We start from the raw sequence: 22012 nt of genomic DNA on the forward strand, positions 1-22012 counted from the left end.
GGCCCCGGTGGGCCCCTCCCCTCCCCCGGTTCAGGCCGCCTGGGTGAGTTCGGCGCGGCCGAACAGCAGCGCGTAGCCGGAGGGGAGCCGGTCGAGGACACGTCCGAGCAGTTCCTCGCCGGCGAGCTGGGCGACGACCCGAAGGACGGTGCCTGTGTCCCAGCGGGTGGTGGCCGCCGTGCCGCCGGTGCGGGACGCCAGGTCCTTGACGAAGCCCCAACCGGTGAGGCGTTCGGCGGCGGGAATCCCGGAGGTGAAGGTGACGGCCGCCTCGTGGGGCAGCCTGGCCGCGAGCTCCACCCGCTCGTCGCCCGTGAGTTGACGTCCGAGAGCGGCCAGCACGGCGCGCACGGACTCCTCGGCCTGGGCGCGGGTCGGGTACGCGCCTTCGTACCGCACTCTTTCCAGCATCTGCTCGAACGTCATGCCCACGGTGGACCGGCATGGCTCCTGCAGCGAAATCATCGGTGACGCGGATGCCTTTCTCGTCTGGAGTGATCGTGGGTGATCCGGAGTGCCCCGGAGTGATCGGGTGATCGTGGAGCGGTGGCCGACGGCTCGCCCGCCGGGCCACCGCTGTCGGCCGACGCGGACCGACGCCGACCGGAGGCGGGGCGGGCTCAGCCGCTGATCTCCCGGTGCGCGGAGCCGCGGCCGATGGCCACCTTGCGGGGCTTGGCGCGCTCGGCGATGGGGATGCGCAGGGTCAGCACACCTGCGTCGTAGTCCGCCTCGATGCGCTCGGTGTCGAGGGTGTCCGCCAGCACCAGCTGTCGGGAGAAGACTCCCAGAGGCCGCTCGCTGAGCTCCATCTGCACGTCGTCCGCCTTGGCGACGGGCCTCCGCTCGGCCTTGACGGTCAGCATGTTCCGCTCGACGTCGACGTCGATCGCGTCCGGGGAGACACCGGGCAGATCGAGGGCGATCACGTACTCGTCGCCCTCACGGTAGGCGTCCATCGGCATCGCCGACGGCCGCGACCACGTTCCCGTGGTGTTCAGGAGCTGCTGGGTGAGTCGGTCGAGCTCGCGGAACGGGTCGGTGCGCATCAACATCGGGAAACACCTCCAGTGTTCGGATCAGGCACTTGCTGCCAATGCGGGGTGACCTGCCACCGTTGTAACATGTCATCGAAACGATGACAAGCACGATGTCGTCCATACGATGACGGCATCCACCGGAGGCGGCATGACCACCGACGATCACCACGACCCCCACTCCGTCACCCCCACCTCCTTCCTCGCGGCCGCGGCCCTCGACACGATCAACGAGGCTCTGCGCACCGCCGGGAGGCCGGCCGCGGACGGGCGTTCCGCGTCCGCCGGACCCAGCTCGGAACAGGCGCTCGCCGCACTCCTGTTGCTCCGCGAAGTGCGCGACCGGCTCGCCGGATGGGAACCTGGCCTGATCGAGGAGGCCCGGGAGGCGGGTGCCAGCTGGGCCGACCTCGCCCACCCCCTCGGCGTCGCCAGCCGCCAGGCCGCCGAACGCCGCTACCTGCGCGTTCGCCCCGGGAACCCCGGGTCGACGGGCGAACAACGCGTCCAGGCCACCCGCGACCGCCGCGCGGCCGACCGCACCGTGACCGCCTGGGCGCGTGACAACGCAGCCGATCTGCGCCGGCTCGCCGGGCAGATCACCGCGCTCGGGGACCTCCCGGCCGCCGCCCGCACCCCCCTCGTCGAGCTCAGCGCCGCCCTCGCCGCGGACGACGCGGCCGCCCTCGTCGGCCCTTTGACCGGCGCACGCTCGTATCTGACCCCGGGCCACCCCGAACTCGCCGCGCGCGTCGACGACATGACCCGCCACACCGACCGACTCCGCCGCGACAGCGGCGACCAGCGCCGGGGACCTCACACACCCCCGGGGCGCTGACTCCCGGGACGTGCGGAGTGGGCGTGGGGCGGACCGGGCTTGAAGAGGACCAGCACCTCGACGTCATGGCCGCCGCCGGGTGGCTGGGCCAGCGTGGGCAGCGCCGTCATGAGCGCCGGGTGGCCTTGAGCGACGCGCTTGTGACGAGGCCCGCGGCAGGCCGCCTCGGCCAGGTCCACGGCGGCCGCGGCGAACACGTCCCGGTTTCCGAACAGGAAGAAGGTGCCGGCGTGGGTGGCGTGCCGCACCTGGCCGCGGAAGTCGGCCCGCCTCTCGCGTTCCGCCCACCGTGCGGCGTCCCTGGCGGTGCGGCCTTCGTCGGTGCCGGCGGTCAGGGGCGTGCCGTGCACCAACTTGCGCCGCAGTGCAGGCCACTTGGCGGCGCGCAGACCGAGCGTGTGATGGACGAGGACCAGGTCGACCGGCGTGCCGAAACCCTCGTCGGGCTGGGGGGAGCGGCGCAGCGGCAGATGGACGATCGTGTGCCGGGAGCAGGCGGCGAAGGAGAACAGCCCCGAGAGCAGGGTGAGCCCTTCCTGGTCACCGAACAGGGCGCCGATGGGCTCGGGTGCGCTCAGCGAGGTGCCGCGCAGCGGCTCCCACGGCTGGACGACACGGTGCTCGTGCGGGCCCGTGCGGGGCCTGAACTGTCGCAGCCTCAGCCGCATACGGAATACCTCATGGCCTTGAGGATCGCGGCGGGCGCCGCTCGTCGGCAACGGAGATTCCCGCCCGCGACGGTCGGCCTCCCCGCCTTGTCCGCCGCTCACTCACTGCGAGCGGCGGACAGCGGATCGAGGAAGGTCAGCACGGAGGCGTCCTCCTCGATCAGCGGGGTGAGCGCGGCGTTGAACGGGCCGCCGTACGGGGCGTTCAGATGAGCCTGGAAGGCTTCCTCGTCCCGGTACACCTCGAAGATCCAGAAGGCACGCGGCTCTGCAGCCTTGGTGTAGACGTCGAAGGCGACGTTTCCCGCTTCCTCGCGCACCTCGAGGGCGTAGTCGCCGATCAGGCGGGCGACCTCGTCCTGCGCTCCTTCGCGGGCGGTGAACTCGGCGAGCAGGGTCTTCTTCACGGTTTCGTGTCCTTGTCCGTCGTGGGCGGTGCGGTGCTGTGGGGTGCTGTGGGGCGAGTTGGCGCCCTGCGCGTCGTCGTGCGCGTCGGTGCGGAGCGGTGATGGGCGTGAGCGGTGACGGAGACCGGAGACCGGAGTCCGGAGTCCGGAGACCGGGAGACCGGGAGACCGGGAGACCGGGAGACCGGGAGACCGGGAGACCGGAGACCGGGGACGAGGTCTGGGCGGCAGCCGTTCGACGTCGTCGCCGACCTGTGTCATCGATGACATCGAGTGGCCCGATGATGGGCGCAGTCCGCCCCGCGCGTCAACGGCCCGGCGTGGATCGCGCCCGACGGGTCGGCCCGAGGGCTCAGGCTCCACCGGTGGGCGAGAGCTGCGCCAGCTGGTCCAGCCACGGTGGATTGGGGCCGGCGACCGAGCAGGTCAGGGCCGCGACCCGAGCGCCGAACCGGCAGGCCTCCGCGACGTCGTCGAGGCCGAGACCGTCCAGCCGGCCGCCGAGGAGTCCGCGGGCGCCGAGGTGGTGCAGAAGCCCCGCGGTGAAGGAGTCGCCGGCGCCGACGGTGTCGACGACAGGGGTGGTCACCGCCGGCACCCGCAGCCGCTCACCGTCGAGCGAGGCCAGCGCGCCGTCGGCGCCGAGCGTGATCACCACGAGCCGCACCCCCGCGGCGTGCCAGGTGTCGCAGGCCTGCTCCGGCCCGGCGCCCGGCAGCAGCAGTGCCAGGTCGTCCTCGCTCAGCCTCAGGATGTCGGCGAGGGAGCACCAGTGCGCCAGCCGGGCACGGTAGACCTCGGGGCGCACGAGCAGCGGCCGGACGTTGGGATCGATGCTGACGGTGGCCTGCGGAGCCGCCGCCGCCAGGAACTCCTCCACGACCGCCCCGCCGGGTTCGCGGACCAGCGCCAGCGACCCGGTGTGCACGCAGGCCGCCCCGGACAGGTCCACCGCCGCCAGTTCGCCGGGCGTCCACTGCCAGTCGGCCGTGTTCTGCGCGTGGAACGAGTAGGCGGCCTGACCGGTCGCGTCCAGCTCCGCCACCGCCAGCGTGCTGGGCTCGGCAGCGGCGACGGCGTACGACAGGTCGACGCCAGATGCCTCGAGGCGGGCCCGGAAAAGGCGGCCGAACACGTCGTCCGACAGCCGTGCGAGGAAGCGGGCCGGTGTGCCGAGCCTGGCCAGCGCCACCGCCGTGTTCGCGGGGCCGCCGCCGGGCAGCACCCGCAGAGCGAGTTCGTTCGAGGCGTTGACCGGTTCCGCGAAGGCGTCCGCGACGCACTCTCCCAGAACGGTGATCTGACGCGGGCTCATGGGCTGCTCTCTCTCGGAAAGGCTGGGAAAGGCTCGGAAGCGACTCGGAGAACGGTACGGAAAACGGCTCGGGACGGCCGTGGTCTGCTCGGGCGGACGGGGCGGAGGGGCGACCCGGCGCCGTCGCGACCGGGCGACTGCGCGGAGGCGGCGGCTGGGGACGTTGCCGATTTGTGACGGGTGGAAGGCATTGACGTTGCCGGGATCCGGAGTCCATCATCCTCGCCAGGAAGTGTCAACGATGACATAAGTCAACGATGACACCCCGGACGGCACGCTCTGATCCCTACCCGGTGCCGCCCGCTATCCCACAGGAGTCGATCATGTCTCGCACCACTCGCCTGTCCTCCTCCCTCCTCAGAGTCGCCGCGGCCACGGGCGTCGCGGCCCTCACCCTGACGGCCTGCGGGTCCGGCTCCGGTTCGGGCTCCTCGAGCTCCGGCTCGGGCGAGGTCAAGGTCGGGCTGATCACCAAGACCGACACCAACCCGTTCTTCGTGAAGATGAAGGAGGGCGCGGAGAAGGCCGCCAAGGAGAACGGCGCCAAGCTGTCCACCGCTGCGGGCAAGTTCGACGGGGACAACGCCGGACAGGTCACCGCCATCGAGAACATGGTCGCCGCCGGGGTCAAGGGCATCCTGATCACGCCCAGCGACTCCAAGGCGATCGTGCCCGCGATCGCGAAGGCCCGCGCCAAGGGCGTTCTGGTCATCGCCCTGGACACGCCGACCGACCCGCAGAGCGCGGTCGACGCCCTCTTCGCCACCGACAACCTGAAGGCCGGCCAGCTGATCGGCGAGTACGCCAAGGCCGCCATGAAGGGCAAGGCCGCGAAGATAGCCACCCTCGACCTGGCGCCGGGCGTCTCCGTGGGAGTCCAGCGGCACGACGGCTTCCTGAAGGGCTTCGGCGCCACCGACAAGGACGTGCTGTGCGCCCAGGACACCGGCGGCGACCAGGCCAAGGGCCAGACCGCGATGGAGAACTGTCTCCAGAAGAGCCCTGACATCAACGTCGTCTACACGATCAACGAGCCGGCGGCGCTGGGCGCGTACACCGCGCTGAAGGCGAAGGGCCGGGAGAAGGACGTCCTGATCGTCTCCGTCGACGGCGGCTGCACCGGCACCCAGGCCGTCAAGGACGGCAAGATCGCCGCGACGTCGCAGCAGTACCCGCTGAAGATGGCGGCCGAGGGCGTCAAGGCCGTCGTGACGTACGCCAAGGACGGCAAGAAGGCGTCCGGTTACACCGACACCGGCGTCACGCTGATCAGCGACAAGACACAGGACGGGGTCGCGTCCAAGGACACCGCCTACGGCCTGGAGAACTGCTGGGGCTGAGCCGCCCTGTAGGACCGTACGACACGTCACTCCCTTCAGCGGGGCGGCCGGCCCACCTCCCCGAACGGGGACGACCGCCCCCCTTGTCCCGGCGGCGGGGGCCTTGGCCCCCGTCCTCCGACAAGGACATCTGTCTTCCGACAAGGACTTCGCATGACAGCCACGACCACGCCGTACTCGGAGCTCAAAGCACCGACCACGGTCCGCAGACTGCTCACGGCGCCGACCACCGGACCCCTGGCAGCCCTCCTCCTGGCCTGCGCCTTCTTCTCCTTCTCGACCGACCAGTTCCTGACCGGCGGGAACTTCTCACTGATCGTGCAGCAGGTCATGGTCGTGGGCACCCTCGCCATCGGACAGACCCTGATCATCCTGACGGCGGGGATCGACCTGTCGTGCGGAGCGGTGATGGCCTTCGGCAGCATCGTGATCGCCAAGACGGCCGCCGAGGGCTCCGTCCCACCGCTCGTCGCGATCGCTCTGGGCCTGGCCGTCTGCGGCGGCTTCGGGCTGCTCAACGGGCTGCTGGTGCAGAAGATCCCGCTGCCGCCGTTCATCGTCACCCTCGGCATGCTCAACGTGGCGTTCGCGCTCACCCACATCTACTCCGAGGAGCAGACGGTCACCAGCCTGCCCGGCCCGCTGACCGCGCTCGGTGAGACCTTCCCCCTCGGTCACACGGACATCACCTACGGCTCCCTGGTCACCATCGCCCTGTTCCTCCTCCTCGCCTACGCGCTGAGCAGCACCGGCTGGGGCCGGCACGTGTACGCGCTGGGCAACAGCGCCGAGGCCGCCCGTCTCAACGGCATCCGCACCTCGCGCCTGACCATCGGCATCTACACGGTGGCCGGACTGCTGTACGGCATCGCCGCCCTGCTGCTCATCTCCCGCACCGGGGTGGGCGATCCGCAGGCCGGACAGACCGACAACCTCGACAGCATCACCGCCGTGGTCCTCGGCGGCACCAGCCTCTTCGGCGGACGCGGCTCGGTGCTGGGCACCTTCATCGGCGTCCTCATCGTCGGCGTGTTCCGCAACGGACTGCAGCTGATGGGCGTCGCCTCCATCTACCAGACCCTGATCACCGGCGTCCTGGTGATCCTCGCGGTGACCGTCGACCAGATCTCCCGGAAGAAGGCCCGATGAGCGCCACCTCCTCCCCCACGCCCGTGCTGCAGGCCCGCGGCCTGGTCAAGCGGTACGGCCAGGTCACCGCCATCGACGGCGCCGACTTCGACCTCCTGCCCGGCGAGGTCCTCGCCGTCATCGGCGACAACGGGGCCGGCAAGACCAGCCTCATCAAGGCCCTCACCGGCGCGGTCGTCCCGGACGCGGGCGAGATCCGGCTGAACGGCAGCCCCATCACGTTCTCCGGCCCGCAAAGCGCCCAGGCCCACGGCATCGAGACGGTCTATCAGGACCTCGCCGTGGCAGCCTCCATGGACATCGCCTCCAACATGTTCCTCGGGCGGGAGCTGCGCCGTCCCGGTGTCCTCGGCAGCGCCCTGCGCATGCTGGACAAGAAGCGCATGCGCCAGGAGGCGGCCGAGCACATGGCCGACCTGAAGATCGGACTGCGCTCGCTCACCCAGGCCGTGGAGACCCTCTCCGGCGGACAGCGCCAGGCCGTCGCCGTCGCGCGCGCCGTCGCCTGGGCCCGCTCGGTCGTCGTCATGGACGAACCCACCGCCGCCCTCGGCGTCAAGGAGTCCGGCCAGGTCCTCGACCTCATCCGCCGCGTCCGCGACAAGGGCATGCCGGTGGTCCTCATCAGCCACAACATGCCCCACGTCTTCGAGATCGCCGACCGGATCCACGTCCACCGACTCGGCCGGCGCGCCGCCCTGATCAAGCCCTCCGACTACTCCATGGCCGAGGTCGTCGCCATCATGACCGGCGCACTCACCGTCGACGAGGCCGGAGATACTGTCGTAGCGGATTCGGAGGCCGCCAAGGCCGCCGGAGTCCAGGCCACCTGACAGCACAACCCGCTCTCGCAGTTTCGGCCGAGGCCGCGGCCGGAACCGAGAGCCCTCAGGAGACGGTTACCTCCATGGCAGCCAACCGCCGCCCCACCCTGGCCGACGTCGCGCGAGAAGTCGGCGTCAGCGCCAAGACGGTCTCCCGGGTCCTCAACGAGGACGGGCCCGCCTCCGCGCAGACCAGGGAACAGGTACTGGCCGCAGTGGCCAGGCTCGGCTTCCAGCCGAACCTGATGGCCCGCAACATCCGCGTCGGAGGCCCGGACACCACCATCGGCCTGGTCATCCCCGACCTCGCCAACCCGTTCTTCGGCGCGGTGGCCCGCGCCATCGAGGACACCGTCCGCGACCGCGGACTGACCCTGCTCATGGGCTCCTCCGCGGACGACCCCGACCGTGAACGCGCCCTGACCGACAAGTTCCTGGCCCGCCGGGTCAGCATCCTGATGGTCGTTCCGTCCGTCGGCGCCGACCACTCGCACCTCAAGCCCCACCGCACGGCGGGCCTCCCCGTCATCTTCCTCGACCGTCCCGGCGTCGGGCTGGCCACGGACAGCATCGTCAGCTCCAACCGTGCCGGAGCCCACGACGGCGTCGCCCACCTCATCGCCCACGGACACCGGCGCATCGGCTTCGTCGGCGACCTGCCCGTGAAGCTGTACACGCGCCGCGAACGTCTGGCCGGGTACCGCTCCGCGCTGGAGGAGGCAGGCATCCCCCACGATCGCTCGCTGGTCACCAACGCCCACGACCAGCAGGGCGCCGAGGCCGCGACCGCCCGGCTCCTCGGCCTGGCCGATCCGCCCACCGCGCTGTTCGCCGGCAACAACATCATGGCGCTGGGCATAGTCGCCGAACTCGCCCGCAGCAGACGCAAGGACGTCGCCGTGGTCGCCTTCGACGACGTGGCGCTCGCCGAGGCCCTCGAACCGGCTCTGACCGTGGTCGCCCAGGACGCGGAGGAACTCGGCAGGGCGGCGGCCACCACCGCGCTGACCCGACTCGACAGCGACCGCACCCGCGCCCACACCATCACCGTCCCCACCCGGCTGATCGTCCGCGGCTCGGGCGAGCAGCGCGCGCCCACGGCGTAGACGGCGCTCAGCCGGCGGCGAGGAAGCCGCGCGGTGGCCGACACCCGGTGAGACCCGTGGCGGCCCGGGTCAGGCGCCGCGCGGCGCGTACATCAGGACCGCCATGCCGGCCAGGCAGACGAGGGCGCCGACGACGTCGTACCGGTCGGGTCGATAGCCGTCGGCGATCATGCCCCAGGCGATCGACCCGGCGACGAAGACGCCACCGTAGGCGGCCAGTACACGGCCGAAGTGGGCGTCGTGCTGCAACGTGGCGACGAACCCGTACAGGCCGAGGGCGACGACTCCCGCGCCGGCCCAGATCCATCCCTTGTTCTCCCTGACCCCCTGCCAGACCAGCCACGCCCCGCCGATCTCGAGCAGGGCGGCGGCGAGGAACAGGACCAGGGAGCGCGCGACGGTCATGGGCGGCACTCTACGCAGCCCGCCGTCGGGCTCCGGCCCCCTTCCGCGACGGGACCGAACCCCGGGTTTTGCGACGCCTGCGCCCGAGCAAGATCAGGAAGGTGTGTCCGGCTCGGCCAGGCCGGGAAGGAACGTCGTCGACCATCCCTAGCCCGCGGCCAGTTCGTCAACCACTCCCCCCGCGCCTCCAGGAGAAACCATGGCTGTCGTACCCCGCGCAGAGATCGACATGTTCGCGTCCTCGGCCCGGAGCATCCGCTACGAGCAGTACCGGCAGCTACGGGAGCTGGGCGGAGTCGTCCGGCTGCACGAACCGGACGTCTACGCGCTCACGCGGTACGACGAGGTGAAGGCCGCGCTGGCCGACCACGACACGTTCCTTTCCGGCGAGGGCGTGGGATTCGATCCCGACGTCAACCGGATCATGCGGGGCGTCACCCTGGTCAGCGATCCGCCGGAGCACGACGTGCTGCGTTCCGTCGTCGGGGCCGGACTGCGGCCGGGCTCCGTTCAGGGCCGCGGCGAGGAGATGGCCCGCAAGGCACACGGCCTGGTCGCCGAGGTCGTCGCCCGGGGCGCGATCGACGGCGTCGCCGAACTGGCCCAGGCGATGCCCATGTTGGTCATACCCGACTACCTCGGCCTGCCCGACCGCAACCGTGAGCACCTCTACGAGTGGGGCCAGGTCGGCAACGACCTGCTGGGCCCGGTCACGGAACGCACCCCGCACAACATGGAGATGACGCAGCGTCTCTTCGCGTTCGCCCACGAGCTCGCGGCGAGCGGCGAACTCGCGCCCGGGAGTCCCGGGGCCGCCATGCTCGAGGCCGCTGAGCTGGGTGTCATCCCCCACGAGAAGTGCCCGCTCCTTCTCGTCGACTTCATCGGCCCGTCGCTGGAGACCACGGCGGCCGCGATCGGCCATCTGCTCGTCGTCTTCGCCGAGCGCCCGGACCAGTGGGCCGCCCTTCGCGCCGAGCCCGGGCTCGTGGCCTCGACGATCAACGAACTCCTGCGGTTCGAGACTCCCGTGCGGGGCCTCACCCGTGTCGCCGCGCGCGACACGCAGCTCGGCGGGGTGACGATCCCTCAGGGCGCGCGGGTGTGGGCCTTGTTCGCCTCCGCGAACCGTGACGAGCGCAAGTGGGAGCGCGCGGACGAGTTCGACCTGCGCCGCAATCCGCGCGACCACCTCGCGTTCGGCCACGGCGCGCACGGCTGCGTCGGTCACGGCGTCGCCCGCCTGGAACTGCACGCCCTGATCCACGCGCTGCTCGACTCCGTCGAGCGGATCGAGCTCACCGGCGACCCGGTGATCGCGGAGAACACGATCCTGAACACCTACGCCGAGGTGCCCGTCCGGCTCGTCGCACGGAAGGCCGCCTGACCACCCCGCGTCCACGCGGGTGAGACCGCCGCACGCAGGCCGGGAGGTACGCCGGTCCCCACGCCGCAGGGCTCAGCGCAGCGTGGGGACCGCTCCCGCGTCGACGTACGCCACCTCCACGCCCGGCAGGCCGGCGGACCACCGGCCGGCCATGTCCGCCAGCCGCTCCGCGCCGGGCGGCGTGCGTCCGAGCCCGATGACGTAGCGCGCGCCCGTGGGCTCCCCGGCGGACGCCGGCGCCGGGGGCAACTGCCTCGGCCAGGCGTGCGCGTCCTCCACCCCCGTCTCCTCCAGCGCCGTGAGCAGCGCGCGCAGCCGTCCTCGTACCCGCCCGTTCAGCTCGTCGAAGTCCCGCGTCCGCCGCCCCCGCACCGTCACCACGGCCCAAGCCGCGTGCCGCCGATGCAGGGGCGGCGGGGACAGCAGCGCGGGCCATGGATCGGCGCCGGACCGGGCGGCGTCCTCCACCGTCTCCCAGGCCCGGTAGAGCTCCCTGCTCACCAGGTCCCGACCCCGCGGGCCGACCTGTTCGGTGCAGGACCGCACGGGTGCGGCGGGCGTCAGCACGGTGAGGGCGGCGTGGTTCTGGTGCGCCTGCGGCGGGTCGTGGCGCAAGTGCGTCCTGGCGGTTCCGCGCCCGTCCCCGGTGAGACCGACCGGCTCGCGCCAGTCCCATGCCGCCCAGGTCCCGAAGAACCGTCGCAGCAGCTCAGCAGGGTCCGACACGCCGGGCGACCGACAGACCGTGTGCGCCGCGAGCACCGCCCACGCCACGCCGGGCAGGCCGCCGAACGGTGCTCCGTCCAGTCCGCGGGCCCTCGCCCACGCCTTGACGCCCCGGGCCAGCTCCACGAAACCCGGCAGGCCGTGTGCGCCCACGGCCGCCAGGACCGCCTCCGCGTCGGACACCGAGCTCAACGCGATCGCCGCGGCCTCGCCCAGCTCGGCCCGCCGGGGCAGTGCTTCCGCCGCCGGCATCGCTCCCGTGGCGACGACCACCAGGTCCACGTCCAGCCCTTCGACGTGGAACCGCAGTCCCGGCACGCGCGCGCCGACGACCTCCCGCATCCGTGCGGCGTGCGGCAGCGCGGCCACCACCCGCTCCCGCACCGCGGCGAGTTCCACGGTGCCGGGCAGCGCCGCGACGATGTCCAGGTCGGCTCCGGCGAGGGCGCAGCCCATGCGCCGCGAGCCCGCGAGGTGGACGACGCCCTCACCGAGCGCGTCCGCCAGGCACCGCAGGACGTGCTCGGCCGCCGGCTCGTCCGCAGCCGGCCGGACGCTCGCGCCGGCCGCGGGCGAGGCCCAGTCCTCCCGTCCGCGGTCGGGCCGGCCGAGGTCCGGCTCGGGTAGCCACCGCACCTCGCCGGTGCCGAGGGCGACCGTGGCGCGCGGTCGCATCGGTTCGTCGCCCCGCCGGGACAGCAGGACGAGTTCGCCGACGCGGGCGGTCATCGGGGAGAGTCGCCTCGCGCAGTCGGCGGCGACGTCGTGCGGATCGCCGGTCCGGCCGAGGCTGAGGTGCGGGGTGAATCCGTCGTGGCGTCCACGGCAGCGGGGAAATCGCCGTACGAGCGCCTGCCACAGCTGCGCCCACGGCGTCGCGTCGTCCGCCGCCGGGTCCAGCCACACCGTGGCGTCGCGCCCGTGGGCGAAGGTGTGCAGTCCCTCGAGCCGTGCCGTGAACGGCTCGACCTGTGCGGCGGCCGCGGCGAGCAGCGGGGCCGCCCGCTCGAAGTCGGCCTCGGGGACGAACCCGAACAGCACGTTGACGTGCGGCGGCCAGCGCCGGATCTGCACGTCGTGGTCCCGGCGCACGTCCTGGATCGCCGGCCACAGCTCGCGCGGCGGCACCCACGCCAGTGCCGTACGCGGCGTCGGCTCGATGTCGAGGACGTCGACGGGCGGGTCGACGCCGCAGTACAGGTCGGCGGCGACCCCGTAGTGGTCGGAGACGAACAGCCCTTCCGGGGTGGGCGTGGTGCCGAGCAGCGTCGCCCCGGTCACGCGCGGGCCGCCGGCGGGGCGGACGAGGACGCGGTCGAGCCGGGAGACGCGGCCGGACAGGGAGGAGACGGCGGCGAGCGGGTTGTCGACGGGGTCGAAGGTGGGCGAGTCGTCGTGCGGGCCGTGGGCCTCGGTCCAGGCGTCGAGCATGCCGAGCGTGCGCGCCGGGCCCGGGCCGCCGTCGTTGAAGTCGCCGACCAGGACCAGACCGCCCGTCACACCCGCCGTTCCCTCGGCGAGACCGGTGAGTTCGGCGGCGCGCCGGGCGGGCCCCTCCTCGGAGTGGTCGCTCGTCAGATGCGTGGCGGCCACCGTCAGCGGTCCGGCCGCGGTGTCCACGACGACGGCGGTGACGGCCTTGTGGCGGCCGAGGACGTGCAGGGCGGCCTCCCGCACCGGGAGCCGGCTGAGCAGCAGCAGACCGCAGTCGTCGACGTCCTTGCCGTAGGGGTCGGCGCCGAGGATGTAGTGGGCCCGGACCCAGGACGCCTCCAGGAGCATGGTCAGCAGCCCCGCCTCGACCTCCTGCAGGGCGATGACGTCGGCGTCCGCGCGCTCGAGCGCGTCGAGCAGCAGCGGGCGGCGCAGGGCGGTGTCGATGCGGTGGCTGTCGTAGCGGTCCCAGAGCGTGTTCCAGGTCAGCACCCTGATCCGGTCGCGGCCCTGCTCCCCCTGGGCGTGCGCCGCGGGGCGCCACCGTCCGGCGGCCGCGTCCCACGCGTGCGGCGTGCGCGCAGTGAAGAAAGGCGCGCGCAGCCGGCGTGCCTCGCGGACCCGGCCGGCGCCGGAGGCGTCGACGCGGTCCACCCCCGTGGCGCGGTCCCACACGATCTCGCCGTCCGCCTCGACGAACAGCACCCGGTGCCAGGGGATCTCGCCGCCCGGCACGAACGTCGCCAGCGGCACGCGCTTGGGCGCGGCGCCCCGCTGGTGGACGCCGAACACGAACCGCGCGGGGTCGAACCGCGCGTCCCAGCGCACCTGGTGGTAGATCTCCTCGCTGGTACGCATCAGGCGTCCTCCCCCTCCAGTGTGCCGTCGCGGTCCTGCACGGTCCCGTCCGCGCCGACGTACCAGGTGCGGTGGGCCTGGCCCGGGTAGGGCGGCACGAACCGGCGCAGTTGCCCCGCCAGCACGTCCGACGGCACCGGATGCGCGCGGGTGGCGTTGCGCCGTCCCAGCTCGTCCTCGTCGGCGAGGACGACGACATGGGTGACCAGCGCGTCGCGCCGACGCGCCACGGCCTGGACCAGGGAACGCTGCTGCGGGTTGAGCGACGTCGCGTCCCACACGACCGTGCCGCCGGCCGCGAGCGCTCCGTCCAGGCGGTCCAGTCCCTCCCGCAGCACTTCCCCGTTGGCCTTCTGATCGGCCCGCGAGCCGCGCGCCGCACGCAGCGCGTCCAGCTCGACGCGCGCCGACACGCCGTCGAGCCGCGCCGCGAAGGCGCTCTTGCCGCTGCCGGACGGGCCCACGAGGTGCACCAGCCGGGGGAAGTCCCCGTCCCGCCAGCGCCAGGTCGACGCGACGGCCTCCTCGACGGTGCGGATCCGCCCCCGAGCGTACGTCTCCCGGGTCTCCGCCCAGCAGCGGTCCGCCGCCTCGCCGCGGATGCCGTCCCGCGCCAGCGCCGTACGCAGCCCGGACTGCAGGGGCGCGAGCGGAGCATCGACGAGCAGCCCCGCCTCCTCCGCGTGCAGCGCCGACCACTCCACCTGTTCGCGCGCCGTCCGGTCGTCCCCCGCGGCCGCCGCCGCGACGGCGTGCAGCACACCCAGGTCGGCCGCGAACGACATCCGTACGAGCCCGGCCCGCCGCTCCGCGTCGGGGTACGGCCTTTGCAGTGCGGTGTGCAGGCCCACCAGGTCGGCGACGCGCCTCGCCAGCGGCACCCCCAGGGGGCCGGCGGCCCTGCGCATCAGCGACGCCCGCGGTGTGCGATGCAGCAGTGCGGCGAGCACCCCGGCGAGAAGGGCGTCCCCGCCGCGGCCGAGCGCGGCCAGCCGCGCGCTCGTCTCGGCGGCCGCCTCCGCCTCCGCCTCAGCGGCTGCGGCTGCGTGCGCACGGGCGTCCGGGTCGCCGTCCGCGTCGCCGTGGGCGCTCCGCCCTCGCACGTACCGGGCCAGTGCCCTCGCGTCCGGGTCCGCCCCGGACCGCACGGCCCACAGCGCGGCCCGCGCGCCGAGGCCGTTCTCCACGACGGCCGCGTGCATCCAGTGGGTGTCCGTGGTGACGTGTCCCGGCCGTACCCACTTGGCGATCCGTCCGGCGAAGTCGTCGCGTGCGAAGCCCTCGACGGTGCGTACGACGTATCCCTCCTGCCGCCCGGTCTCCACCCGCAGGCGGCGCAGCGCGCGCTCGTCGAACACTCCCCGCCACAGCACCGGCGGCGTCGGCACGCCCAGCTCGCGCAGGAACCGCACGGTCTCGTCCCAGCCCAGACACCGGTCGTGCTCGTCCCACACGGAGAACCCGTAGAAGTAACCCTCCAGGTCGTCGTACGGGATCGAGTGCCGCGCGTACATGTTCTCCCCGCACACCCGCCAGCCCGCCGGGATCCGCGCCCCCACCCGCCCCTGCAACGCCTTGACCCACGTTCTCGACGGATGGTGCGCCGAGTCCACGGACCGCGCGTGCAGCCCGTCCGCGTACAGCGTCGTGTTCTCCCCGTCGAGTTTCTCGGTGACGACGACTTCCCGCCCGGCGAGCCCGCTCAGCCCACCGGCCCGGACATCGTCTGATGACATGCCAGGTGACCAGGGCAAATGAGGGGTTCGAGGGTAGGAGGCACGCATGCGGGCCACTATAGGAGCGCCGAAACACCGCCCTCCATCGGATTTACCGGACGCCCCGTCGGCCCATCGGCAGAGGGAAGCGGCCTGCGGGTCATCGCGTTCCGCCGGGCGCCGCCGTGCCCAGCAGGGCGGACAGCTGCGGGGAGTACGTGGCGTGCAGGACGAGTGCCGCGCTGCCCACCACCGCCGCGTCCGTGCCGAGCCAGGACGCCTCGACCTCGACGACCCGGACATGGCGCGACAGCGGGCGGGCGGCCAGCGCGGCGGCGACCACCTCGACGTAGCGCGACTCGACGTGCTGGATGCCGTGACCGCCGAGAACGATCAGGTCGACGTCGATGAAGTTCACGATGTCGACCGCGACGGAGGCGACGTGCTCCGCGGTCTCGTCGATGACCGCGGCGGCGACCGGGTCGCCCGCCGCCGCGGCCACCCCGATCGCGGCATGGTCGACCGACTCGGGACGGTCGGCGAACATCCGCGCCAGCTCGCTGTCCGGGTGCGCTCCGGCGGCCAGCCTGCGGTGCACCGCGTCGACGATGGCCGTGGGGTTGACGAGCCGCTCCAGGCACCCCCGGTTGCCGCAGTAGCACTCCGGTCCCTCGGGCAGCACCGAGGAGTGCCCGAACTCTCCCGCGTTGAGTGAACCGCCCCGGTACACCTGGTGGTTGAGGATGAGGCCGCCGCCGACGCCGGTGCCGAAGAAGAAGTAGGCGAAGTCCGCGACGCCTCGGCCCGCGCCCGACCAGCGCTCACCGACGGCGGCGGCGGTGGCGTCGTTGTCGAGGGTGACCGGCAGGCCGGTCGCCTCGCTCAGCATGTGCTGCACCGGCACCCGGGTCCATCGGGCCAGCTGGGGCGCTCCGACGATGGCCCCCTGTCCGAGGTCGATCGGGCCGGGAGTGGCGAGGCCCAGCCCGAGGACCCTGTCGCGGGCGACGCCCGTCTCGGCCAGCACGTCGGCGACCAGTTCCGCCATGTCCTTGACGACCTGGGCCGGCTCGATGCCGGGATGCGTGGGGCGTTTCTTGACGACGAGCGGCCGGCCCAGCAGGTCGACCACGGTGCAGCTGAGCTCCACGGGGTCGAAGTGCAGGCCGACCGCGCTGCCCGCCTCGGCGTTGATCCGCAGGGTGGTGCGGGGCTTGCCGCCGCTGGACACCCGGCTCGCGCCGTCCTCCCGCACGATGCCCTCGTCGAGCAGACGGCGCACGATGCCCGAGACCGTCTGCGGGGTGAGGCCGGTGTGCTGGGCGATCTCGACGCGGCTGACGCCGTCGGCGAGCTGGATCTGGTCCAGGACGACGGCCCGGTTGTATCGCCCGACCTTCGGAAGGTTCGTTCCTGCCTGCCGCACGCACGGTCCTCTCTCGTAACCCCCCGCCAACCTATCTCCCGCGGCCCATTGACTTAGTAAAACAAATGGATTTAGTGTCCGGACCCGCAGACGAAATCTCGGACACGACGGCACAGGGCAGTGCCATCGGAGGCAAGTTGATGTCCAAGCAATGCCGCAGGCCCGAAGGCTCGGGAACGCGACGCGTTCCCCGCGGTGGGGAGCAGCGCACATGACGCCCACCGCCCCGAACCTGCTGGAGATGCGGTCGATCACCAAGACCTTTCCCGGCGTCACCGCGCTCGCCGATGTCAGCCTCGCCGTGCGGAAGGGTGAGATCCACGCGATCTGCGGCGAGAACGGCGCCGGCAAGTCCACGCTCATGAAGGTGCTCAGCGGTGTGCACCCGCACGGCAGTTACACAGGCGACGTCGTCTACCGCGGAGAGCGGGTCCGGTTCCACGACATCCGGTCCAGCGAACAGGCCGGCATCGTGATCATTCACCAGGAACTGGCCCTGGTGCCCGGCATGTCGATCACCGAGAACCTCTTCCTCGGCAACGAACCGCGCCGCCGCGCGGGCATCGACTGGAAGGCGGCCCGGCGCCGCGCCCTGGAGCTGCTCGAACAGGTCGGGCTCCGCGAGGACCCCGACACCCTGATCGGCGACATCGGCGTCGGCAAGCAGCAACTCGTCGAGATCGCCAAGGCGTTCGCGAAGGACGTCAGGCTGCTGATCCTCGACGAGCCGACCGCGGCCCTCAACGAGGACGACTCCCGGCACCTGCTGGACCTGTTGCGCGGCTTCCGCGAGCAGGGCGTCACCTCGATCATCATCTCGCACAAGCTGAACGAGATCGAGGCGGTCGCCGACACCATCACGATCCTGCGCGACGGCCGCACCATCGAGAGCCTCGACGTGAAGGCCGACGGCGTCGACGAGGACCGCATCGTGCGCGGCATGGTCGGGCGAGAGCTCGACAGCCGCTTCCCCGATCGCACTCCCGACATCGGCGAGGTCTTCTTCGAGGTCCGCGACTGGACGGTGCGGCACCCCGGTTCGGACGACCGGCTGGTGTGCAAGGGCTCGACGTTCCACGTCCGCCGCGGCGAGATCGTCGGGTTCGCGGGGCTCATGGGCGCGGGTCGCACCGAACTCGCGATGAGTCTCTTCGGCCGGTCCTACGGCACCTGGCTGTCCGGTCGGGTCTTCAAGGACGGCGAGGAGATCCGGCTGAAGACGGTCTCCGACGCCATCCGGCACGGTCTCGCCTACGTCAGCGAGGACCGCAAGTCGATCGGACTCAATCTCCTGGACGACATCAAGACGTCGACGGTGTCGGCCAAACTGTCCAAGATCGCCCGGCGCCGTGTCATCGACCGGGTGCGCGAGCACCACGTCGCCGAGGAGTACCGCCGGAGTCTGCGGATCAAGACGCCCGGCGTCGACGAGGGCGTCGTGAAGCTCTCCGGCGGCAACCAGCAGAAGGTCGTGCTGGCGAAGTGGATGTTCACCGATCCGGACCTGCTGATCCTCGACGAGCCCACCCGGGGCATCGACGTGGGCGCCAAGTTCGAGATCTACGGGATCATCCAGCGGCTCGTCGCCCAGGGCAAAGGGGTCGTCGTCATCTCCTCCGAACTGCCCGAGCTGATCGGTCTGTGCGACCGCGTCTACACGGTGTTCGAGGGCGCCGTCACCGGCGATGTGGCGCGCGCCGACGCCGATCCCGAACTCCTGATGAAGAAGATGACCGCTACCAAGAAGAGCGCCACGCCATGAGCCGTATGACCGACCTGCAGAAGAATCTCTTCGGGGGCACGACCTCCAACGCCCGCCAGTTCGGCATGATCTCCACCCTGGTGGCGATCGTCCTGCTGTTCCAGATCTGGACCGACGGCCTCACGCTGACCTCCGGCAACCTCATCGCGGTCGTCAGCCAGTACTCCTACATCCTGATCCTGGCCATCGGCATGCTGATGGTGATCGTCGCCGGGCACATCGACCTGTCGGTCGGCTCCGTCGCCGCGTTCACCGGCATCGTCGTCGCCAAGGCGATGCAGGAGTACGACCTGCCGTGGCCCGTCGGCATACTGCTCGGCCTGCTCGTGGGCGCGGCGATCGGCGCCTGGCAGGGCTTCTGGGTCGCCTACGTCGGCGTGCCCGCCTTCATCGTGACCCTCGCCGGGATGCTGCTGTTCCGCGGCGGCAACCAGTACATCGGCAACGCCGACACGGTTCCGGTGCCCGTGGGCTTCCGCAGGATCGGCGCGGGCTTCCTGCCCGAGGTCGGTCCGGACACCGGCTACAACAACCTGACCCTGCTGCTCGGTCTCGCCGCCTGCGCAGGTGTGGTGTGGCGGGAGTGGACGGCGCGCCGCACCCGCCGTGAGATGGGGGCCGACCCGGCGCCGCTGTGGATCGCCGGCATCCGTCTGGCCGTGATGATCGGCGTCATCGTGTTCGCGACGCTGCGCTTCGCCGGCGGCCGGATCGGCACCAGCCTGCCGATCTCCGGCATCATCCTGATCGTCCTGGTCCTCGCCTACTCGCACTACACCCGCAACACCATCGGCGGCCGGCACATCTACGCCGTCGGCGGCAACGCGCGCGCGGCCGAGCTGTCCGGCGTGAAGCTCAAGCGGGTCAACTTCCTCGTCATGACGAACATGTCGGTGCTGGCCGCCCTCGCCGGCATGATCTTCGTGGCCCGCTCCGCGGCCTCCGGACCGCAGGACGGCCTGAGCTGGGAGCTGGACGCCATCGCGGCCGTGTTCATCGGCGGCGCGGCGGTCTCCGGAGGCCTGGGCACCGTCAGCGGCTCGATCGTCGGCGGTCTGGTCATGGCCCTGCTCAACAACGGCCTTCAACTCGAAGGCGTGGGCTCCGACATGGTCCAGATCATCAAGGGACTCGTCCTCCTGCTCGCCGTCGCCTTCGACGTCTACAACAAGAGCCGGGGACGCTTCTCGATCGTCGCAACCCTGATGCGCCCCTTCCGGCCGGACTCCCCGGCCGCGGCGACGGTCCCGCCGGCGCGGGCCTCCGACGCCGCCGCCGGAAGCGACACCGACACCGACTCGGGAACCGACACCGGCAAGACCAAGATCGCGGGCTGACCCGCAGGGTCCGCCCGGTCCCGGCCGCGCCCGGCGGCACACACCCATCCCCCGCACAACCACCCCGCCAGGCCGGCACCCCGACGACCAGGCGTCAACCGTCCGGCAGTACCGGTCCGGCCAACAGCACCGCACGAAGGGTTCGACTCCACCATGCGCTCACTCGTCATCAGAAGCATCGCCGCCGTCGGCGCCGCCGCACTGCTCACCCTGGGCACGGCCTGCTCCAACGAACGCGAGGGTTCCACCGGCAGCGACAGCGCCGACGGCAAGGGCTTCGCGAAGGACTCCCTGATCGGCATCGCCCTGCCCGCCAAGACCTCGGAGAACTGGGTCCTCGCGGGCGACCTGTTCACGGGCGGCCTCAAGGACGCCGGTTTCAAGGCCGACGTCCAGTACGCGGGCGCCTCGACCACCGTCGCCGACCAGCAGGCGCAGATCTCCTCCATGGTCACCAAGGGCGCGAAGGTCATCGTCATCGGCGCGACCGACGCCTCGCAGCTCGCCACGCAGGTGCAGCAGGCCAAGCAGGAGGGCGCCACCGTCATCGCCTACGACCGGCTCATCACCAACACCCCCGACGTCGACTACTACATCGCCTTCGACAACTTCAAGGTCGGCAAGCTCCAGGGCCAGGCGCTCGTCGACGGCATGAAGGCGAAGAAGCCGAAGGGGCCCTGGACCGTCGAGCTGTTCTCCGGATCTCCCGACGACAACAACTCGAAGGTGTTCTTCGACGGCGCGATGGAGGTGCTCAAGCCCTTGATCGACAAGGGTGACATCGTTGTCGGCTCGGGACAGACCGACATCAAGCAGACCGCGACCCAGGGCTGGAAGGCGGAGAACGCGCAGCAGCGCATGGACTCGCTGCTCACCTCGGCGTACGGCGGCAAGAAGACCCTCGACGGCGTCCTCTCCCCCAACGACACCCTCGCCCGCGCGATCCTCACCTCGGTGAAGGGCGCCGGCAAGGCGGTCCCCGTCGTCACCGGCCAGGACTCCGAGGTCGAGTCGGTCAAGTCGATCATGGCCGGTGAGCAGTACTCGACCATCAACAAGGACACCCGCAAGCTGGTCGCGGCGACCGTCGACATGGTCAAGGCCCTGCAGAAGGGCGGCAAGCCGACCATCAACGACACCAAGTCGTACGACAACGGCGTCAAGGTCGTCCCGTCGTACCTCCTGCCGCCGGTGATCGTGACGAAGCAGAACGCGGCCGAGGCCTACGCCGGCGACCCCAAGCTGTCGCCGCTCACCAAGTAGCGCCGGCCACCGCGTCCGCCCGCCCCGGAAGGCTCTGCGGGGCGGGCGGACGGGCTTTCACACGGTGAACAGGCGGGCCGCGTTGTCGTGGCACACCGCCCGCAGCCACTCGTCGCCGAGATCCAGGCGTTCCAGGGCGTGCAGCTGGTGGAGGTAGCGGTACGGGATGCTGGGGAAGTCGGTGCCGAGCAGGATCCGGTCGCCGAGCGCGGCCAGCCGGGGCAGGGCCCGGCGGGGAAACGGGCTGAGCTCCTCGGCGAAGTCGGTGAACGTCATCGTCGTGTCGAGCCGCACCTCCTCGTACCGCTCCGCCAGATCGAGGAAGTCCTCGTACTCGGGCATCCCCATGTGGGCGACGATCAGCCGCAGCCGGGGATGCCGCTCCAGCACCCGCGCGATCGGTTCGGGTCCGGTGTGCTTGCCGGGCGCGGGCCCGGAGCCGCAGTGGATCACCACGGGAACCCCGGCCTCGGCCAGCAACGCCCAGACGGGCCGCAGGAGTTCGTCCGTCGGGTCGTACGCTCCGACCTGCACGTGCGCCTTGAAGACGCGGGCGCCCGCCTCGACGGCCACCCGGACGTACGCCTCGACGCCCGGCTCCGGGTAGAGCGTGGACGTGTGCAGACAGTCGGGGGTGCGGCGGGCGAACTCGGCCGCCCAGCCGTTCAGCCACGAGGCCATGCCGGGCTTGTGGGGGTAGAGCATCGCGGTGAAAGCCCGCACGCCGAACTGCCGGAGCAGGGCCGTCCGTTCCTCCTCGTCCCGCCGGTAGGTGATGGGCCATTCGAGCCCGCCCGTCAGCGGCCCGACCCCGTCGAAGTAGTCCCACACCTTGCGCAGGACGCGCTCGGGCATGAAGTGCGTGTGCACGTCGACCAGCCCGGGCAGGCCGAGCCGTCCCCAGAAGCGGCGGATCTCACCGGCCTCGTCGCCGAGCGGCACGCCACTCCTGGCACCTCGATGATCGTTCATGTCGCCCACGATCGACCCGGGTGCGGCCGCCGGTCCACTCCTT

19 protein-coding genes are annotated in these 22012 nt (G+C 71.7%); 9 read left to right on the forward strand and 10 right to left on the reverse strand.

Going from position 1 to position 22012, the window contains the following annotated elements:
* Positions 1-30: 30 nt before the first annotated feature.
* Positions 31-426, reverse strand: a complete 396-nt coding sequence (locus OHS82_RS04465; RefSeq protein ID WP_266716876.1) for a DUF2267 domain-containing protein — start codon at positions 424-426, stop codon at positions 31-33.
* 194 nt (positions 427-620) lie between these two features.
* Positions 621-1055 (reverse strand): Hsp20/alpha crystallin family protein, encoded by a 435-nt coding sequence (locus OHS82_RS04470; protein ID WP_057576946.1) that lies wholly within the window; start codon positions 1053-1055, stop codon positions 621-623.
* A gap of 133 nt (positions 1056-1188) precedes the next feature.
* Between OHS82_RS04470 and OHS82_RS04475 the strand changes: the two genes are divergently transcribed.
* Positions 1189-1875 (forward strand): hypothetical protein, encoded by a 687-nt coding sequence (locus OHS82_RS04475; RefSeq protein ID WP_057576944.1) that lies wholly within the window; start codon positions 1189-1191, stop codon positions 1873-1875.
* Here the strand turns inward: OHS82_RS04475 and OHS82_RS04480 are convergent.
* From OHS82_RS04480 to OHS82_RS04490, 3 genes are all read right to left on the reverse strand, one after another.
* Positions 1854-2543 carry a hypothetical protein gene (locus tag OHS82_RS04480; RefSeq protein WP_328433329.1) on the reverse strand — a complete coding sequence of 230 codons (690 nt, stop codon included), beginning with the start codon at positions 2541-2543 and terminating at the stop codon, positions 1854-1856. The two genes, OHS82_RS04475 and OHS82_RS04480, sit on opposite strands and share 22 nt — an antisense overlap.
* 98 nt (positions 2544-2641) lie before the next feature.
* Positions 2642-2950, reverse strand: coding sequence for a putative quinol monooxygenase (locus OHS82_RS04485; protein ID WP_328433330.1), 309 nt, complete (start codon positions 2948-2950; stop codon positions 2642-2644).
* A 352-nt stretch (positions 2951-3302) separates the two neighbouring features.
* Entirely contained in the window at positions 3303-4265 is a 963-nt protein-coding gene (locus OHS82_RS04490) for a carbohydrate kinase family protein (RefSeq protein ID WP_328433331.1), read from the reverse strand.
* Between the two features lie 323 nt (positions 4266-4588).
* Here OHS82_RS04490 and OHS82_RS04495 point away from each other — a divergent pair, with 323 nt between their 5' ends.
* The 4 genes from OHS82_RS04495 to OHS82_RS04510 all read left to right on the forward strand — a co-directional run bounded on the left by OHS82_RS04495 (position 4589) and on the right by OHS82_RS04510 (position 8684).
* Positions 4589-5605: a sugar ABC transporter substrate-binding protein gene (locus OHS82_RS04495; RefSeq protein ID WP_057576938.1), complete on the forward strand. Its 1017-nt coding sequence runs from the start codon at positions 4589-4591 to the stop codon at positions 5603-5605.
* A gap of 153 nt (positions 5606-5758) precedes the next feature.
* The gene (locus OHS82_RS04500; RefSeq protein ID WP_057576937.1) at positions 5759-6754 is read left to right on the forward strand and encodes an ABC transporter permease; all 996 of its coding nucleotides are present in this window, start codon (positions 5759-5761) and stop codon (positions 6752-6754) included.
* A complete protein-coding gene (locus tag OHS82_RS04505; protein WP_057576935.1) occupies positions 6751-7587 on the forward strand; it encodes an ATP-binding cassette domain-containing protein in 837 nt (278 codons plus the stop codon). The genes OHS82_RS04500 and OHS82_RS04505 overlap by 4 nt, the downstream gene beginning before the upstream one ends.
* Positions 7588-7661: 74 nt before the next feature.
* The gene (locus tag OHS82_RS04510; protein ID WP_057576933.1) at positions 7662-8684 is read left to right on the forward strand and encodes a LacI family DNA-binding transcriptional regulator; all 1023 of its coding nucleotides are present in this window, start codon (positions 7662-7664) and stop codon (positions 8682-8684) included.
* A 69-nt stretch (positions 8685-8753) separates the two neighbouring features.
* Here OHS82_RS04510 and OHS82_RS04515 read toward each other — a convergent pair whose 3' ends face one another.
* Complete coding sequence (locus OHS82_RS04515) at positions 8754-9089, reverse strand: YnfA family protein (protein WP_057576931.1); 336 nt, start codon at positions 9087-9089, stop codon at positions 8754-8756.
* 199 nt (positions 9090-9288) lie between these two features.
* Here OHS82_RS04515 and OHS82_RS04520 point away from each other — a divergent pair, with 199 nt between their 5' ends.
* On the forward strand, positions 9289-10476 hold the full coding sequence (locus OHS82_RS04520) for a cytochrome P450 (RefSeq protein WP_328433332.1): 1188 nt from the start codon (positions 9289-9291) through the stop codon (positions 10474-10476).
* Between the two features lie 72 nt (positions 10477-10548).
* Here the strand turns inward: OHS82_RS04520 and OHS82_RS04525 are convergent, their stop codons facing one another.
* The 3 genes from OHS82_RS04525 to OHS82_RS04535 form a co-directional block, all read right to left on the reverse strand.
* Positions 10549-13494: a poly(A) polymerase gene (locus tag OHS82_RS04525; RefSeq protein WP_328433333.1), complete on the reverse strand. Its 2946-nt coding sequence runs from the start codon at positions 13492-13494 to the stop codon at positions 10549-10551.
* On the reverse strand, positions 13494-15278 hold the full coding sequence (locus OHS82_RS04530; RefSeq protein WP_328433334.1) for an RNA ligase family protein: 1785 nt from the start codon (positions 15276-15278) through the stop codon (positions 13494-13496). The genes OHS82_RS04525 and OHS82_RS04530 overlap by 1 nt, the downstream gene beginning before the upstream one ends.
* Before the next feature lie 91 nt (positions 15279-15369).
* Positions 15370-16635, reverse strand: coding sequence for an ROK family transcriptional regulator (locus OHS82_RS04535; RefSeq protein ID WP_057576922.1), 1266 nt, complete (start codon positions 16633-16635; stop codon positions 15370-15372).
* A 211-nt stretch (positions 16636-16846) separates the two neighbouring features.
* Here OHS82_RS04535 and mmsA point away from each other — a divergent pair, with 211 nt between their 5' ends.
* From mmsA to OHS82_RS04550, 3 genes are all read left to right on the forward strand, one after another.
* A complete protein-coding gene (gene mmsA, locus OHS82_RS04540; protein WP_057576919.1) occupies positions 16847-18397 on the forward strand; it encodes a multiple monosaccharide ABC transporter ATP-binding protein in 1551 nt (516 codons plus the stop codon).
* On the forward strand, positions 18394-19734 hold the full coding sequence (mmsB, locus tag OHS82_RS04545; RefSeq protein WP_328433335.1) for a multiple monosaccharide ABC transporter permease: 1341 nt from the start codon (positions 18394-18396) through the stop codon (positions 19732-19734). The genes mmsA and mmsB overlap by 4 nt, the downstream gene beginning before the upstream one ends.
* A 153-nt stretch (positions 19735-19887) precedes the next feature.
* Positions 19888-20997 carry a substrate-binding domain-containing protein gene (locus tag OHS82_RS04550; protein ID WP_057576917.1) on the forward strand — a complete coding sequence of 370 codons (1110 nt, stop codon included), beginning with the start codon at positions 19888-19890 and terminating at the stop codon, positions 20995-20997.
* A 57-nt stretch (positions 20998-21054) separates the two neighbouring features.
* Here OHS82_RS04550 and OHS82_RS04555 read toward each other — a convergent pair whose 3' ends face one another.
* Positions 21055-21969: an amidohydrolase family protein gene (locus tag OHS82_RS04555; protein WP_328433336.1), complete on the reverse strand. Its 915-nt coding sequence runs from the start codon at positions 21967-21969 to the stop codon at positions 21055-21057.
* Between the last annotated feature and the right edge of the window lie 43 nt (positions 21970-22012).

Origin of the sequence: Streptomyces sp. NBC_00425 (assembly GCF_036030735.1) — a bacterium.
In the GTDB taxonomy this organism is placed as follows: Bacteria; Actinomycetota; Actinomycetes; order Streptomycetales; family Streptomycetaceae; genus Streptomyces.